The sequence below is a fragment of the Virgibacillus dokdonensis genome (assembly GCF_900166595.1).
In the GTDB taxonomy this organism is placed as follows: Bacteria; Bacillota; Bacilli; order Bacillales; family Amphibacillaceae; genus Virgibacillus; species Virgibacillus dokdonensis.
Genome location: NZ_LT745763.1, coordinates 149314 through 167602, shown reverse-complemented (window position 1 = coordinate 167602; position 18289 = coordinate 149314). Strand labels below are relative to the sequence as shown.

At 36.0% G+C, this 18289-nt stretch carries 13 protein-coding genes; 8 read left to right on the top strand and 5 right to left on the bottom strand.

Annotation, left to right across the window (positions count from 1 at the left end):
- The first annotated feature begins 242 nt into the window (after positions 1-242).
- Together B2C77_RS02600 and B2C77_RS02595 are read left to right on the top strand one after the other, a co-directional pair.
- A complete protein-coding gene (locus tag B2C77_RS02600) occupies positions 243-773 on the top strand; it encodes a flavodoxin family protein (RefSeq protein WP_077702277.1) in 531 nt (176 codons plus the stop codon).
- Between the two features lie 843 nt (positions 774-1616).
- Positions 1617-2531, top strand: coding sequence for an N-acetylmuramoyl-L-alanine amidase family protein (locus B2C77_RS02595; RefSeq protein ID WP_176087262.1), 915 nt, complete (start codon positions 1617-1619; stop codon positions 2529-2531).
- Positions 2532-2652: 121 nt separating this feature from the next.
- Here B2C77_RS02595 and B2C77_RS02590 read toward each other — a convergent pair whose 3' ends face one another.
- Complete coding sequence (locus tag B2C77_RS02590) at positions 2653-3687, bottom strand: MerR family transcriptional regulator (RefSeq protein ID WP_077702275.1); 1035 nt, start codon at positions 3685-3687, stop codon at positions 2653-2655.
- A gap of 875 nt (positions 3688-4562) precedes the next feature.
- Here B2C77_RS02590 and B2C77_RS02585 point away from each other — a divergent pair.
- From B2C77_RS02585 to B2C77_RS02570, 4 genes are read left to right on the top strand one after another with little or no spacing between them, the layout of a single operon-like run.
- Entirely contained in the window at positions 4563-4970 is a 408-nt protein-coding gene (locus tag B2C77_RS02585; RefSeq protein ID WP_077702274.1) for a hypothetical protein, read from the top strand.
- 1 nt (position 4971) lies between these two features.
- Positions 4972-5586 (top strand): VanZ family protein, encoded by a 615-nt coding sequence (locus B2C77_RS02580; RefSeq protein ID WP_077702273.1) that lies wholly within the window; start codon positions 4972-4974, stop codon positions 5584-5586.
- A 43-nt stretch (positions 5587-5629) separates the two neighbouring features.
- On the top strand, positions 5630-6292 hold the full coding sequence (locus tag B2C77_RS02575; RefSeq protein ID WP_077702272.1) for an ABC transporter ATP-binding protein: 663 nt from the start codon (positions 5630-5632) through the stop codon (positions 6290-6292).
- Complete coding sequence (locus tag B2C77_RS02570; RefSeq protein ID WP_077702271.1) at positions 6285-8732, top strand: ABC transporter permease; 2448 nt, start codon at positions 6285-6287, stop codon at positions 8730-8732. The genes B2C77_RS02575 and B2C77_RS02570 overlap by 8 nt, the downstream gene beginning before the upstream one ends.
- Before the next feature lie 244 nt (positions 8733-8976).
- Here the strand turns inward: B2C77_RS02570 and B2C77_RS02565 are convergent, their stop codons facing one another.
- From B2C77_RS02565 to B2C77_RS02550, 4 genes are all read right to left on the bottom strand, one after another.
- On the bottom strand, positions 8977-10020 hold the full coding sequence (locus B2C77_RS02565; protein ID WP_077702270.1) for a ribonucleotide-diphosphate reductase subunit beta: 1044 nt from the start codon (positions 10018-10020) through the stop codon (positions 8977-8979).
- Positions 9965-10447, bottom strand: a complete 483-nt coding sequence (locus B2C77_RS02560) for a flavodoxin (protein ID WP_077706802.1) — start codon at positions 10445-10447, stop codon at positions 9965-9967. Before B2C77_RS02560 ends, B2C77_RS02565 begins: the two co-directional genes overlap by 56 nt.
- The gene (locus B2C77_RS02555; protein WP_077702269.1) at positions 10432-12663 is read right to left on the bottom strand and encodes a ribonucleoside-diphosphate reductase subunit alpha; all 2232 of its coding nucleotides are present in this window, start codon (positions 12661-12663) and stop codon (positions 10432-10434) included. Before B2C77_RS02555 ends, B2C77_RS02560 begins: the two co-directional genes overlap by 16 nt.
- Positions 12664-13648: 985 nt before the next feature.
- On the bottom strand, positions 13649-14284 hold the full coding sequence (locus B2C77_RS02550) for a DUF421 domain-containing protein (protein ID WP_077702268.1): 636 nt from the start codon (positions 14282-14284) through the stop codon (positions 13649-13651).
- Positions 14285-14459: 175 nt separating this feature from the next.
- Between B2C77_RS02550 and B2C77_RS02545 the strand changes: the two genes are divergently transcribed.
- Together B2C77_RS02545 and fdhD are read left to right on the top strand one after the other, a co-directional pair.
- Positions 14460-16811 (top strand): FdhF/YdeP family oxidoreductase, encoded by a 2352-nt coding sequence (locus B2C77_RS02545; RefSeq protein WP_077702267.1) that lies wholly within the window; start codon positions 14460-14462, stop codon positions 16809-16811.
- Between the two features lie 124 nt (positions 16812-16935).
- A complete protein-coding gene (fdhD, locus tag B2C77_RS02540; RefSeq protein ID WP_077702266.1) occupies positions 16936-17739 on the top strand; it encodes a formate dehydrogenase accessory sulfurtransferase FdhD in 804 nt (267 codons plus the stop codon).
- Positions 17740-18289: the final 550 nt, after the last annotated feature.

The window sequence follows — 18289 nt, the reverse complement described above, 5'->3', positions numbered from 1 at the left end:
TTTTCCTGCTTATTCCCATGCACGACTTGCTATCCATGGCACAAAACAGAGTGGCAATTTATCTATTGTTTAATACGAACAACCTCGCAAAAAGGTTCCCCTTAATTTTATTATAGTATGACATACGAATATTCATGCAAAAATCATCTTAGCAAGTTACTTCTAAACGCTCATCTTTAGAATACAATTTTACAAGGTACTATTTACTAATTTGGCACTTTCATTCAAGGAGGAAGAACAACATGAGTATAGTAGTCTTTCATGGTTCAACAAGGACAAATGGGAATACAGAATTTTTAACCCATCACGCTATCCCTCAAGACACAGCAACACATATTTATTTGCGCGACTACAACATAGAACCGATTGTAGATAAGCGACACGCAACAGAAGGATTTCCCCACATACTGGATGACCATTTATTTTTAATTGACCAACTATTAAAACACGAGACCGTCGTTTTCGCTACCCCTATTTATTGGTATGGCATGTCCGGACCACTAAAAACATTCATTGATCGTTGGTCGCAAGTTTTACGAGATCCCAATTACCCGCATTTTCGCCAAACGTTAAAAGATAAAAAAGTATACCTTATTCTTGTTGGTGGCGATCAACCACATATAAAAGGATTGCCCCTCGTTCAACAATTTCAGTATATTTGCCAGTTTTTTGGCATGACTCTAGAAAACTATGTAATCGGTCAATCACGTAAACCAGGAGAAATGGCTATTAATAAGCAAACCCTTCAAGCAGCCTCTCAATTATTCGATTAATCCTATTTTACAGCCCCACTTATATTACAACTGTAGTCTTTGTATAAAAACACTTACTTACAAGCATTTTGATAGAAAATAACGCTCTCTAAGTAAAAAGGGGATGCACATGTATATGCTGAGACTCTTTTATTACGTATCTCTTATAATTTCTCAATTGGTAACAGCTGCACAAATTGCAGCTGTTTTCTTTTACACTACAGAAACACAAAGGTTTCGCCATAAAGACTTGTCGATATGCCAAGTTTCCCTAACGAAATAAGCCGTATGTACTATTTTCCTCTCCTACCCTATTAAATCCGCTAAAAGCTTATCTCTTTCTAGTAAAAAGGAATCAGTTTTTTAATCCATCGTTTTAAATCTATTATTCTGGTTATACTATTAAAAAGCTCGTAAAATTACTTTAAACTTAAGATAACCGTACCGATAAAAAAGTATAACCGAATACTTATTATAGAGTGTATTCGAAACAATAAAATGGGTATTTACTACCACCCTTCTATGATACAATGGATGAGGCGTTGCTATAACATTAAAAAACTTGATTTATAACCCTGAAAATTATCCTTACCGATCATACACAAAGTAACGTAAAATTGTTGCCGGATAAAAGGTATCTTTCTAAATGTTTAATGATTGTTTAATCTATTATTCTACTATCTATATTTGTTACCTTTATTAATACGTTTTTCCTTATCAATGAACATAGCACCAATCGTTTCAGTAATATTTTTTAAATATAGCTTTTATCTCGTATTCTATCAGCTGCCCCCAAAAGCAACTGTTTCAATACGAATTTATATAAAGCAAAATTATATCTTATTGAAGGAGGCCGTGCTTAATTTGAAAAACTTCTATTATGCACTAACATCTTTAGCAATTGTGCTAACTTCTCTATTTTTGCTGCCTAACAATAGCCATGCAGCTAATGGGGATGTGTATGACGTTGGACAAGCTCTATTAAATGTGCGAAGCAGCCCATCTATAGACTCGGAAATTGTTGGGCAATTACAAGCTGGGGACCAATTAGTCGAATTCGGTGAACAACACGGCTGGGTACAGACTTATTTTGGTGGGAAAGAAGCATGGGTTGCTAAACATTATTTGATTCCTGCTAAACAGGATAAACCTGTACAGGTACAAGTACAAGCAACGCCCAATGAAGGAAGCAGTTCCTCTCAAGCACAGCCACAAGTTCAAACCAGCAATACTAGTCATTCCTTAAATGGATACAATATCATGTTAGACCCTGGACACGGTGGTTACGATCCTGGTTCTATTGGAATAAACGGTGTACGAGAGAAATTTTTAACACTTGAAACTTCCAAGCAAATTGCAGAACAATTACGAGCAGCTGGTGCAAATGTATTGTTAACTCGGTCAAGTGATACGTATGTTTCTTTAGCTGATCGTATTCGAATTAGCGATGCTTATACCACCCATGCATTTATTAGTGTTCATTATAATGCATTTCCGAACTCCAGTGCAGACGGCATAAATACATTCTATTATTCTTCCAAAGACCAGAAACTAGCAGAGAATGTTCACCAAGGTCTTGCTTCTGCTGTCACATTGCGTGATAGAGGAATGATGCCAAATAACTATTATGTATTAAGGAATAATCATGCTCCTTCTATATTATTAGAGCTAGGATTTCTTACTAATTATAACGATTTTGCTACCATTCGTTCTAACAGTTTTCAACATCAAGTTGCCAACGGAATTACGATTGGGTTAAAAAATTATTTTGCAAACTAAAATAATAAGCTGCCTCTGATGTAGGCAGCTTATTTCTGTATAACGTTGCTACGATGCCAATGTTTCTTTATGATCCGTTTGAAAAAGTTGTCATTGTATCCCAAAGTTTACGCCTTTTAACCTATTTGAATGCGTAAACCATACTTAGTATCGGATTAAAAATATGCGTTTTAACATGGTAATCATGTTCCTGTAGCCAATTTAACAGGGTAGAACCATTTGCATAAAACTCATCCTCAATCGCATAGATAGCCTCTGTATTTCCACTTTCTTTTAAATATTGCATTACTTCGCCTCGATGCGCGTCATCTTGAAACATTAAGTCTACAATACAGATAGCACCGTTTGGACGTAGAACTCTATCCATTTCAGCTAATGCAAGCAGTTTTTGTTCATCTGTAATATGATGTAACGCATAACTGGAGACAATTCCATCAACTTGTTGATCTAAAATTGGCAAAGCCAGAAAATGGCCTTTACGCACTTCAATTTCTGGGTGCTTTTGCTTACATGCCTGCAACATGTTATCCGATTGGTCTACACCAATAATATGAACTCCTTTCGCTAAAAATTTAGCCCCTAAATTTCCTGTGCCAATGCCAATATCTAAACAAGTTTGTCCTGTTTCTAGAGGCATTGTATCAACCACTTTCTCCAAGGCCGTTTCATAGTCTTGATGGACATTAAATCGATAACCACTTATTCTCAGACTTTGATCATAATCCGAAGCTTGTGCATCAAAATCCCATTTGTCCTGCCAAGATTGGCGCAAATGTTTTAGCTTTCTTAAATGCTTTGATAGAGCAATTAAATCTTTAGTAGAAATCGACTGATCGTTATTTCCTTCTAACAACTGATCTAGCGTGTGAATCATATCTTTCATTTCTAACCATTTTTCAAAAAGCACAGCACGTTGCAGATTCAAATAATCATGGATACGATATTGTTTTTGATCATCAAGTAACTGCTTTATTTCTTTAATACCAACGCCAAATTCACGTAATGCTAATATCGTGCTAATCCTTACTACTTCTTCATCTGTAAACGTTCGATATTGATTCGCTTGCTTACTAGGTGATAGGAGACCCTTTTCCTCATAAAATCGAATGGTTCTTGCTGTTGTATTTAACCGCTTGGCAACTTCTTGAATATACATTGCTTATCCCTCCTACTTTTATCATAAACGTTTCCGTTACGTGAATGTAAAGGGTTTTTATACTATAGAAAACGTCAAAATAGAGGTTCATACAGTAGTGATTGCAACTAATAGTGTTCTTACATTTTCCTACTGTTTCATATAAGTATGGTAGACCTTCTCCCTCTTTTATAGCTAAATGGATATGTTTCAACGAATATAGAATGTGTTAGAGTCTTTCCCACTCTCCCAATATTATTTATCCCTTGCACTATAATTAAACGGTCTAACCAAAATTCAAATTATAAACACCAGTATTTAACGATGCGAGTATCTAAGTAACTTCTATACAAATACCTCCATTAGAGTAACGTAGAATCTTTATAAGTATTCAAACCTTCGAAGATTCGAGTACCATTGTGAATTAAAGTAAAAGCTTAATAATCTTTTGTAGGTGGATTTTGAAAAGAACAAGAAAGATAAGAAACCTCCCCTGCTTCTTGTTGTACAGTGATGGTATCAACGCGATTTAACTTTTGTTTTAAACTTGTCCAATTTGGATAAATTTAAGTCGGCTCTGAAATGAAACATAGAAAATGGGTGTGTTGCCTAAACATCATTTCAATTTCACTATTTTAGGTGATACACGAATAGTGTATTTTAAAGGATAATCCAGTCCAGTATAAAAATTTATAAACGACTATTAATTTTTTTGCGAAAATTATCATAATAAGTTGACGAATGGAATATTTTGGGGTATTATTTTGGAGGAAAGGGGGGAATTCTTATATAATAGGTGTATACTTCGAAGGTGCGGCTAAATACACATAAAATATAGTTAAACAAACGGTAAGAGTAGGAGAACTGATTTTAATTTTAGGGGGATTTTAATTATTATGAAAAAAAATAGAAAGTTCGGAAAAATTTTGTTTATCACAGCACTAATTATAAGTTTGAGCTTTCCAATAGTTGGATCAGCTTATAGTAAGTCTTATTCTTTTAACATCTCACATCAAGTAACAGGTTCAACTAATCACGCTTTGAAGAATAAAAGTACTTCTACAACAGGTAGTGGTAACACCTATTGGGCAAGTGGAAAAGTAAAAGCTTCTAAATCCGCTTTTAAAGTATCTCTAGTGAGATTCTTAAAAAGCTATAGTACTAGCAATATCACTGCTAATGGAAAAAGATTCTCAAGAAATTTTGGTACAGTTAAAAATAATAATTACAACGTTCGCGTAACTAAAACAAAAGCCGGCGCCTATGGTGATCGAGTAAAAGGTAAAGGGACTATAAAGCAATAATATGATGGACAGGCTCCTTTCAAGGAGCTTGTTTCATTTCAAAATAATAGTAGAGGAGCAATTTATAATGATGACTTGGTTACCGCACGTACTATTACTATTTGTATTACCTACTTGGCTTATCTATGGTATTTCAAGGTTTTTGTTTTACAGAAAATACAAACTACGTATAATGATAGAATTAACTATCTTGGGATACATTACATATTTTATAATCTTATTTTATGTCGTTTGGATGACTCCAACTCTATTACTTGAATATTTACCTATAAATCTAATACCCTTCAAAACTATTTTTCAATACTTTGTAGAGGTTTCAACAGGTACATTAGCATTTTCTACAGCTTTTATTAATATCGCTGGTAACATTTTACTCACAGTCCCGATAGGGTTCTTAATCTATATCATATACAGAAGGGTATCATTCAATAAACTTTTATTAATTGCACTAATGTTTCCCTTAGTTATTGAAACAGGTCAACTAGTATTGCATCTAGTAGACATTAGTACAAGAACAATTGATATTGATGATCTTATCTTAAACGCTCTTGGTATTGTTATCGGATACTACTTGCTTTATCTAATTCAATTATTTATAAAAGTAAAAAACACTTAACAACATAAACTATTTACTAAGGGTTAACTAGGAGGGAAATAGATTGATCTTACAAGCAAGAGATATAAGCAAAACATATAACGGTTACTCAGTAGTTAAATCAACAACTTTCTCTATCCGAGAAGGCTCCATATATGTAATCCAGGGTAAAAGTGGTTCAGGAAAATCAACTTTTCTCAGTTTACTTGGCGGAATGGAAGAACCGAGTACGGGAAAAGTTTATGTAGAAAATGAATCTCTTTACGATATGACAGACAAAAAACGTTCCAGAATACGTGGAGAACTGTTTGGTTTTGTTTTCCAGTCCTTTCAATTAATTCCCGAATTAACAGTAAGAGAAAATATTGAATTACCGTTAAATTTTATTCAAAAAAAATCAAAATGGAATTTAAGAGAACTTACTACTAGCTTAGGGATTGAAAGGCACTTAGATAAGAAACCTGGTTTTCTTTCTGGTGGAGAACAACAGCGTGTTGCTATTGCCAGAGCGTTGATTACCTCACCAAAAGTTATTTTTGCAGATGAACCAACTGGAAATTTAGATTCAGAAACTACTGATATTATCATCAGTTTGTTGACAAGTCTAACACATACACAAAAGCTATCTTTAGTAGTGGTAACACATGAAAAAAATCTAATAAAGTTGCCACATAGTTTATTCACAATTAAAGATGGACACCTCAAGGTGGAATACGAGAATGTTTAAGCTGAGTTCAAAGCTCTTGCTCTCCAGGAAGAAATGGTTGTTAACAATGAGTCTTTCTTTAGCGTTAATGATCTCTGCTATTTCTTCTATACATACTGCATCAGAATCTATCAAATATAATTTAATTGAGAATTCTTATAGTATTTACGGAGAGCACACTGGAGCATTAATTAATATAAATGCAAATAAAGAGGAACTATCCAAAAAAACAAACAAAGTTGGTCAATACCATATAGAGACAACAATTGACATTAAAGAAGATGTAAAAGCCACCGTCGGCTGGATGGATACAGATGCTATAAATATGGGTAGAATTAAGTTAATTGAGGGAGTTTATCCAAAAAGTAAAGGCGAAGTTGCCATAGAAGAAGCCTATTTAAAACTGATTGATGAAGACTGGAAGATAGGAGAGCAAAAAAAACTTCAATTTGAGGATGCACAAAAAGTTGTAACATTAACAGGGGTTATTCAAAACTATTCCTCAAAATGGACAGTTCCCTATGATGTTGAAAAAGGCCTAAATGATTTTCCAAATATATTTATTCCTCATAAAGATACAGAGTTAAGTTCTAAAATTAATAATTTCCTTTTTTTATTTGAGGGAAGTAAAAAGTCAGTGGAAGAAGATGCTTACGAGCTAATTAATCAATACGAAGAAAGTGAAGGTATTTTTAATGAGGGCCTATATTACAAAGGGCTTATAGATTATGAAACCATTTCAATACTTTCATTTGTATTTCAAATTCTTTGTTTAATTTCAGCTACCTTTTGCATTTTAAATTTATTCTCCTATTATAATCTAGATCAAAGTAAAAAATTTGCAGCTATGAAAGCAACTGGAGCATTAAATGTAAACCTTTATAAAATTTGTATCAATCAGTGTGCCATTATCTTCATCTTGGGGCTAACATTATCTATCCCTTTACAAGCTATTTTGCATATATTAATTATTAAACACACATATGGACAAGGTCAATTCCATTTATTAAGTTTATCTTTTGTAGGAATATTCCTTATTATTCTATTTGTAATTCTTATTATTAATTCAATTTTATCAATTGAACGAGTAAAGCATACAAGTATTAATAATGTTTTAAGAGGAATTTCAGCATCACATTCCTATATTTGGAAATATATTCAAAACATAAAAAATATTAAATTAAAACAATTTGCTATTCAAGTAATGCCGCACCCAAAACAATTCATTTTTACAGTTATAGTTTTGTGTATAGCTACCCTAACTCTCAATTTTTCAATATTCCTTCAAAAAGAATCAGCAGGTGTATGGGACTCACAACAGGCCTATTATATAAGCTCTCAAGAAGGTTTTACTTATGATGTTATGGACGGTTTAAATGTATTAAGTGAGCCAGGAATAACATTCAAGCCAGAAAAAGTTAAAGAATTGAAAAGTATAGACGGTATAAAATTTGTAGAAAAAGAGCCTTTCATGATGGATGTTCATCCCTCATTAAATCCAAATCTTATCACTTCCAATCTCCAAGATTGGATAAATGAGCAAGATACAGAAGAAGAGGGATCTTATAATGGAAATTCATTGATTCCAAACGTAAAATATATTTTATTAGATAAACAGGAATTTGATACTGTATATAAGCAGCTTAATTATACTGATTTTATTGGAAAAGTAATCATACACAATCCAGGTACTATAGATGAAAATAGAAAAGAAAACAGTTTAGATAACGAAAACATTAATTTTATTCAAAAGTTTTTCGACTCTAATAGTTTGCATACTAGAGAATGGAAATATGAGATTTTGCAATACAATAACTATCCTTTTCGTATAAAAATTGATGATTCTTTATCTATTGAAGAAGATAATCAGCTAACAATAGTCATGAGTGAAGAAACAGCACTAAGTAATCATATGTTTCAAGGATATAAAGACCTTTCCATTTATGTAGAAGACAATTTAAGCGCAGAAAAAAAAGAAAGCATTGAATCGTTTCTTTTAGAGTTAACAGCAACTATTCCTGGTAGTATGTACCAAAACATACCAGAGTTTATGATGAATGATACAAAAATATCTAACTTAGTAGGTTTTTATGGAAAATTAGCTTTTGCAGTGTCAGCAGTCCTATCCATCCTCACCCTTGTGGTAGTTGTATTTAGTAAATACATGACTCAAAAAAGAAGATGGGGAATATACCTATCGTTAGGCTACACAGAAAAGAAGGTCTTACGTTCGCTCCAGCTTGAATTGTTAGTTTATCTTATAATAGCAACATTATTAAGCTTATCCATATATTTGATTGTTTTATTAAAAATAAATCATATCTACCCAACTTATCAATATCTATACTACTTTATTATATCAACATTGGTGCTGTTTGCTTTGTTGACCATAGGTTCTCTATTTTTAGGGACTTTAATCAATAAAGAATCCATATATTCTATGATCCGGGAGAAAGAATAAAAATACATTATTAAGGAAAACAATAAGTTTTTACTAAGCTACTCGTATTCGTAAGTATACTTTTCGAATACGAGGTCTTATTATGTATGTAATAATATTTTCCAAAGGAAAAGTGAGCCGAGGGAGTTCATGCAACTTTCTAATCGGTTATATACAAAAAAACAAAAACACAGGCAGTTAAAAAGAGAAGGTCTCCACCTCTTAAGTGCCTGTGCTTGTACTCCTGCCTATTTAGTTACCATGCTTATAAATCATCAAAACCATTCAAATCACTTGTTTTCGTATATTGTCTAGATTTCTGTTCAAAAAAATCTGTTTTCGTGCCATCAAAGTTATCTACGTAGGCGCGAATCCACTTCATCGGATTTTCAGTATAATCTGGATATACATCATGTAATCCCATCATACGAAGCATCTTGTTCGCACGATATTTAATGTATCCAGCCATTTCGTCAAGGTCAATTCCTTCTACATTGCCAAGCACGTACTTGGACCATTCGATTTCTAATTCAACCGATTCTTGAAAATGATCGTATACCCATTGAATAAATGTATCCTTATTATATTCTGGATTTTCGGCAAGCGTAGCACGAAATAGTTCAGATATGAAGCGACCGTGCTCAAGCTCATCGCGATTAATATAACTAATCATGGTTGACGTGCCGACCATTTTATTATGGCGTGCCAAATTATAGAAAAACGCAAACCCAGAATAGAAGAACATACCTTCTAAAAGAGCTGTATATACTAATGTCTTTAAAATATTTTCGATTGTCGGCTCTTCCACAAAAGCGTTATACTGCTTCGTTAAATTCTCGTTTCGCTTCAACAAAACTGCATCCGTTCTACCGAGTTGAAAAGACTTATTCTGCTCATCTAACGAGACAACGGAAGACAACACGTAAGAATAGCTTTCATTATGCACTGCTTCCTGCTGTGCAATGACCGCCATAATGGATTGCACAGATGGATCTGTTGCGTACAAAGAAATGAGTAAAGCCGTTCGTGTTTGCGGTGCATCTAACGTAGATAGCAAACCAATAATTTTTAAATACGCGTCCTGTTCTTCTGCTGTCAATGAAGGGAATTGCTTAATATCACTTTGCATATTCACTTCATCTGCTTGCCAATAATTTCCTACTAACCGTTTATACATTTTATACCAGTGTGGATAAGCAATATCATTCCAATTTAAGATACCACTGGATTGTCCTCCAAATACACCTGTGGACTTATTTGGATTTAATGGTTCTAACGTCTTTGCTTTTTCCAGCATGATTTTTGCCATGGTCTAATACTCCTTCCACCCAGTCCTTTACAAATTGTTCTTGCTTGCCTCTTGGAGACTGTTCTATCTTCAGTCCGCGCCAAGGGCTATGATAAAATTTGACCAACTTATCAACAGCACGACAAAATAAATCATCGCCTCCAAATTGTGTATCACCTGTACCAAATATAGCGACATTATCCGGTTTATACCCAACTTCTAGAATAAAGTCTTTCACTTCATCGGGTGTGCTTCCCCGATCCCAAGTAAATGTACCTAAGAAGATAATATCGTACACAGCGGGATCAACAGGCGGATCAATACCAATACGATGAACCGCCGTCTCCACTCCTTTTATTTGTAAGTTTTCTTGGATAAGTGTTGCAACTTCTTGGGTATTACCGCTGTAGGTCAAGTAAGCGATTAGCGTCCTCAACTTTGACACCATTCACATTCTTCTACTTCATTGGAAGTAGAGCGTACATAATACGTTGTTTTTAATCCTTCCTGCCATGCTTGCAAATGTAAATCGAGCAAAATAGATGCTCGAATCGTATTTGGTACATAGAAGTTAAAGGAGAGACTTTGATCAATATGCTTCTGTCTAGCAGCGTTTTGCTTCACAGACCAGCGTTGATCTACAATGTATGCAGAGCGACGATATACATCATATGTCTTGTGCGTTAAGTCTGGTGCTGTAACTGGAATTTTAAAGTCTTTCTTTTCTTCGTAATAAAATGTTTTAAAAATCGGATCAATACTAGCTGTAGACCCAGCGATCATTGCTGTTGTTGAGTTCGGTGCCACTGCCATTAAATAACCGTTTCGAATACCGTGCTGTTTAACGTCTTCTTTTAAAGTAAGCCAATCTGTTTTGACATAGCCTTTTTGCTCAAAGTATTCACCTGAACTCCACTTACTACCTGCAAATGCCGGGTAACTGCCTTTTTCTTTACTTAATTCCATACTTGCCTGAATGGTAAGAAAAGCAATACGTTCATACAATTCGTCTGCATAGTCCACCGCTTCTTCCGTTTCCCACTTCATATTGTTACGAGCTAGCAGATGATGCCAGCCAAACGTTCCTAATCCAATAGCTCGGTACTTTTTATTCGTTAGTTGAGCTTGCATAATTGGCAATGTGTTAATATCAATAACGTTATCTAGCATGCGTACTTGAATTTTAATTAACCGATCTAGAATTTCATCTGGAACAGCTTTTCCAAGGTTGATCGAACTTAAATTACAGACGACATAATCCCCAGATTTATATTTCTTTACAATGGTATTTTCGTTTTCCAAAAATTCTTCTACAAATTCAGAAGGCGATTGATTTTGTGTAATTTCCGTACAAAGGTTAGAGCAATAAATCAATCCTTGGTGACTATTACTATTTTGTCGATTCACTTCATCACGATAAAACATAAATGGTGTACCCGATTCTAATTGTGATTTCATAACTCGCTTCATAATATCAATCGCTGGAATTTCACGTTTTGACAATTGTTCGGAGTTTACGCACTCCATATATTTTTGTCGAAAAGTTCCATTCCCTTTTTCCTCGTCATAGAAATCTTCTAATGAATACCCCATCACTTGTCGCACTTCATGGGGGTCAAATAGGTACCAATTGCCACGTTTTTCTACTTGTTCCATAAATAAATCAGGTAAGGTGACACCTGTGAAAATATCGTGTGCCCGCATACGCTCATCACCATTATTTAATTTCAAGTCAAGAAACGCCTCTATATCACGGTGCCAAACATCTAAATAAACAGCAATTGCACCTTTTCTCGTTCCTAATTGATCGACATTTACCGCTGTATTATTCAATTGTTTAATCCATGGTACAACACCACTTGACATCCCTTTAAATCCTTTAATGGAACTTCCACGGCTACGGATTTTCCCCATATAAACACCGATCCCACCACCATTTTTAGACAACTTAGCAATATCGGTATTGCTATCGTAAATGGATTGAAGGCTATCATCGACGGTATCAATAAAACAACTAGATAGTTGACCATGCGTTTTTCCAGCATTAGCAAGGGTCGGTGTTGCGACTGTCATATATAAGTTACTTAGTGCCCAATAAGCTTCTAACACATGCTCTGTCCGCTTTGCTTTATCTTCATATTGCATAAGCGTCATGGCAATAACCATCCAACGTTCCTGCGGTAGCTCAAACACCTTTTTATCGTGATCTGTTGCTAAATAACGTGTCGCTAATGTATGAAGCCCTAAGTAGGTGAAGTACAAGTCCCTTGCAGGATCGATTTGTTCGGCAAAGTAATCAATTTCCGCTTTTGAATACTTTTCTAACAGATTATTTTCGTAAATATTTTCATCCGTCAGCATGGTAATTAATTCATAAAAATCACCATATTTACCATCATCGTAATGGCGATTGTGGCGGGCTTGATGGTAAAGCTGCTGTAAATAAATTCGGCTCGCTACATAGGTCCAATCAGGAGCAGATTCATCAATATTCTCCAATGCGATTTGAACAAGAATATCTAAAGCTTTGTCGATCGGAGTATCTTCCTGAATCGTTTTAAATGCCTTTTCCTTATAAGCTTTCGTTTCAACAGCTAGCCCCTGTTGCGCAAGATCAATGATTTCTACAAGTCTATCTCTTGTAGTAGCGATGTCGATGATCATTTATAATCCTCCCTCAATATAATTAAACCCTTTAAAGGGCTATAATATATGGCTACTATTTACGAACAGTAAATAGGCATTAGAAAACTCGGCGATTACGCCAAGCTTGTCTTTTATATGTTCATTTAAAACTCCTTATGTACTTTACAATGCTAGAGATTGATTCATCATGCTATCGTACATTCAAACGTCTTAATTTTCTCATAATAATAGCCTTAACTCAAAACAAAACACAATATATAGTAGTCATAAAGGTTATTTATTACGATATATTGTGTTTACAAGCTTAGCATATTAAATAGCATATTGCAATCTATTACTGCTAAATAAAATCTTGTACATCTTCTTAAAGGCTGTATAATCCGCGTAAAAAACAAATAGAAAAAGCTAAATTTTATTTTACAAATTTGCAAGGAAATAATGCGTTAATAGATGAATAATAGAAAGTGCATCTTCTATCAGTAGAATTTTTCTATCAATGCCACTAATGATGAATAGCCTAAAGATATGCTCTTACGAAAAGGAGTGTCTTGGTGCCATATATCATCATATAAGGACTTTTTCCATGACCTATTTTCGTTTCTCCAAAAACACACAAATTATATTATATACTTTTTTAACACGAAATAAAATGGTTTGTTATTAAAGTTATTAAAACTTAACGTATCGCCAACATACTGCTGAAAAAAAGCTGTTTTTTCACTCTATAAAGTAAACTTCAATCACCGACGGCGTTCCCCCAAATGGATTACTCGTAACCGGGTAGGGGCTTCTCTTAAGAGCTAGGTCATTGAGATGCTCTTGTCTCCCATTACATGCAATGGAAGATGAACAAAATGCTATCCTTTCCTATTATATAAGAAAATACTTGTTACTTTGTTCTCTGCAAACCATCTTGGGGCATATTGTGAAATCGAATGCTTATTAACGATCTGAACTTATAAAGACTATTCCCTATGAAGCGTTATTTTAACCACTATCTCTTTTAATCAAATTGATGAGGAGGAGTTGTATTACTGTCATGCCCTTTATCCGCTACTTCTTGAAATAAATTGGAAGGGGATTGAAACTTTTCACCAGCCCCACTCCCCAGCGTTCTGCTTTGCGCTAACAAATGATGTTGGACGTTTTTTATCTCTGTATAAAGTTGTTGTATATCTCCTTTTGTGGCTGGTTGTGCTTCCGGCTTTAGCGCATACCCAATTTGTCCGTTTGCTTCTAACGTTGCCCATTCCACATCTTCTATTCGCGATATATTTTTCTGTCGTAAATTCATTTCTAGCTGATCTGTTGTTAGACGTAATTTTTTTAGTTGGTCATATTGAATGACACCATTGTGAATGAGGACTTTTGATTTCCCTGTTATAATCCCTTCAAAGGAATCAGATTTAATTTGTGCGAACTCCATGACAATTAATGTCAATACAAGAACGGTACCTACACCAAGTGTTGTCCATATATTTTTGCCAGCTAATGGCTGAATCAATAAAGAACCTATGCCAATCATAATAACCGTTTGCGCCAATGTCATTTGGGATATTGATTTTCTACCAGCAAGCCTTAGCAGTAAGGTTCCCCCAATGATAATAAGCACAGCTTTCCAAACCCATGACCATTCCATCTGCTTTACCTCCATTTTAGTTTCTATGATTAGTGTTTAGAAAAAGAGAAATTTTATGCGCAATGCTACCACTTTCAGTGAAAAAATAGATAGCTAAATTGAATTGTATTGTATCCGCTTTCATGGTAGGATGAAACCAAGTAAAATCAACTGTAGATTATTGGAGGGGGAAATAATGGGGAAAACAAAGCACACTGGCCCAATTAAGTTGTCCAAAAAGCCTGATCCATCGCTTTGGGTAAGCAAGGTTCCATTTGGTTTAGGAAAAGTAAAACCGCATCATATTCGCGACACAATAAAGGTTGCTTGGGAAAATAAAGACAGACTTCCTTATGCCACTCGTATCCTTACACAAGGAGTATGCGACGGTTGCGCACTTGGCGTACAAGGACTCAAAGATCAGACGTTAACTGGACCACATCTTTGCACGACACGTCTAAACGTTCTTCGTTTAAATACGATGCCAGCTATAAACAAAGCTATCTTGCATGCTGATATAGATGAATTGCGAAAAATGAACAGCACAGAACTACGTCAGCTCGGTCGCATCCCTTATCCGCTTATTCGCAAGCCATATGATCAAAAGTTTCAACGTATTTCCTGGAACGAAGCACTAGACTATATTGCTAAAAAAATGCGTGCCCTTCATCCAAAACAGCTTTCCTTTTACTCCACCTCACGTGGCATTACGAATGAAACCTATTATGTACTCGGAAAAGTCGCTCGGTTTCTTGGAACGAATAATATTGATAATGCATCTAGAATATGCCACTCGCCATCTAAAACAGCATTGACTCGTTCTGTAGGGGTTGGCGCCTCAACTTGCAATTATAAAGATTGGATCGGTACAGAAGTTCTACTATTTTGGGGTTCTGTTGCAGCAAATAACCAACCCGTTTCTACTAAATATATGTATGCCGCTAAAAAGCAAGGAACAAAGATCATTGTTATCAACCCTTACCACGAACCATCCATGGACGAATATTGGATCCCTTCTATTGGAGAGTCCGCTTTATTTGGAACGAAAATAGCTGATGATGTTTACCAAGTAAATATTGGTGGTGATATTGCCTTTATGCACGGCATTATGAAGCATTGGTTTGAAATGGAGAATGAAAAGCCAGGATCAGCGTTGGACCATGCATTTATTCAGGCACATGTCAATGGTTTGGACGCTTTACAAAGAAAGGTAGAAGCTCATACGTGGGAACAATTAGAGCAATCGTCCGGCATCTCTAAACAAAGAATGATAGAATTAGCGTCGCTCCTAGCAAATTCAAAATCTGCTGTGTTTGTCTGGTCTATGGGTCTGACCCAACATCGTTTTGGAACCGATAACATCTCACAAGTTGCCAATCTAGCTTTGTTACGCGGGTTTCTTGGACGTGAACATTGCGGCTTAATGCCTATAAGAGGACATTCTGGTGTGCAAGGCTCTGGTGAAATGGGAGCAGACCCCTTCTCTTTACCAGGAGGAAGCATGAATGATGAGCAACGGGAACGTGTAGAAAAAGTATGGAATTTTGATATTCCCACTTGGCAAGGAGACATTGTCGGCGAATCTCTAGAGCACGCTCACTTACCAGAGGAACATGAACGAAAATTAAAGCTCTACTATATGTCGGGAGGGAATTTTCTTGAAACAATGCCAAATCCTGATTATATTCAATCATGCTTAGAACAAGTTGAACTTCGAGTGCATCAAGATATTATCTTCAATACGTCTACACTTGTAGATGCAAAGGAAGCAGTCATCGTTTTGCCAGCGATGACACGCTATGAGCAACCTGGAGGTGGGACGTCTACCTCTACGGAAAGAATGGTCTATTTCTCCCCAGAAATTAAGGGTCCACGTATAGAAGAGGCTCGTTCTGAATGGGAGGTTTATGTGGATGTAGCAAAGCGAGTAAGACCTGAAGCAAAAGACATTATTCATTTTAAAGATGCACGTGCGATCCGTGAAGAAATTGCCAAAGCCGCCCCAAACTATGATGGCATACAGCATTTAAATGAAAAAGGCGATCTTTTCCAATGGGGAGGGGCTTGGCTCTGTGAAGATGGCGTTTGCCCGACTACAGATGGCAAGGGGAATCTTATCGCGATGGATATTCCAGAATTAAGAAAGCCAGAAGGGCATTTTTACGTTACGACTCGTCGAGGAAAACAGTTCAACTCGATGATTTATAGTGAAACGGATCCGTTTAACAATGCACACCGAGATGATATTTTAGTGAGTAAACAAGATGCAGACACACTTGATATTCAAGATGGAGAAAACGTAGTCGTTTATAACCAGCACGGTTTATATGCTGGCCGCGCTAAATTCGCCCCTGTCAAAACGGGCAATCTAGAAGTACATTGGCCAGAAGGGAATGTCCTTATTCCAAAAGGCATTTACGAACAATATGCAGGTATCCCTGAATATAATACAGCAGTCATTTTAGAAAAAGCAGTTACGTATTATGCACAAAAAGATGTGAAGTACGCAGAGAAGCGCGTAGAAGAACTGGAAATAGATAGTCATTAGAAAGGATATGGCTTGTCGCCAATAACAAAACCCTTGTTTCATCGCCATAAAGATTTGGCATTGCAAGTCTTTATAAGAAGCGGGAATCTTACCGTATATTCGGAATGATAAAAAGGGGGATTATATGTCTGATAATTTAGCAGATTGGGAAATTATTCGTTTTCATGACGGAGCAGCTACAAAAGAGTTAACATCCGTGGCGGAGGAATATCCGATCACGATTATGATTAACGGTGAAGAATTCGCTACCATGGTTTGCTCTCCAGAACACGTCGAAGAACTGATCGTCGGCTTTCTTGCTTCAGAAGGAGTGATTTTGCAATATCATGCCATCCAACGTATGAATGTAGATGTAAAAACAGGATTTGCTTACTTGGAAATCAACAAACTTCCTGATATGTATCAATTCGATCATTCCAAACGTATTATTGGCTCTTGTTGCGGGAAAAGTCGGCAATTTTATTTTAAGAATGATGTAAAAACAGCCAAAACGATGATGTCCAACCTACGCATCTCTTGTAAGCAATGTTTACAACTTATGGAACAATTACAACAAGCTTCCATGCAGTTTCATCAAACAGGTGGCGTGCATAATGCAGCTTTAGCTTCTGTTAATGGTGTCGAACTCGTTCGTACAGACATTGGTCGCCATAATGCGCTTGATAAGTTGTACGGTCATATGTTAATGAACCATTTGAACATAAACGATAAAGTTATAGTATTCAGTGGGCGCATCTCTTCTGAGGTATTGTTAAAAATTTCCAAAATGCGTGTGAGTATTCTTATATCTAAGTCCGCTCCTACTAAACTTGCTTTACAGTTAGCCGAAGACTTAGGGATTACAGTCATTGGCTTTGCTAGAAAAGGGTCTATGAATGTGTATACACACAGTAGCCGCGTAGAAGAAATCGTCTACGCTCAGAAGTAACAAGTAATATGACACGCGTTATCGAATACATGAATGACGTATGCAAAGACAAAAAGCTCGAGCGCCCGTTTAGGTGCAAAGCATTAACTAAGATCAAGGAATTATGCCACTAAAACAGGGGGAATCGACGTCGGGCGGCAAGCCCGTTTATCGTCGGCCTTCCTTTTAGCGACGAACCGATGATGACTTAGCTTAGGGCAATGAAGTGAAGGCGCCTCCATGCTGAAACGTCTCTATTCCGTTATTCACTTATCCCTAAGCATCTAATTTTATACTTTTGTATCAAATGAAAAATAGAAACACCCTGTCAAAACAAGCCAAACCAAGAACAAAGGCGCAAGCGCCCGTTTAGCAACGTAGCGAGTGGAACGAATCAACTGAGATAAAGGAATCACGATGAGGAACAAACCGATGATGACTTATCGTAGGGCGATTTCGTGAAGTCGCCTAGTTGCTGGGCGCTGGAGCCGGACGTGGCTATTCCGTTGAATCGTATGCCAAAGCAACAAATTTTATACTTTCTTATCTTTTAAAAAAACAGTAGCAATGA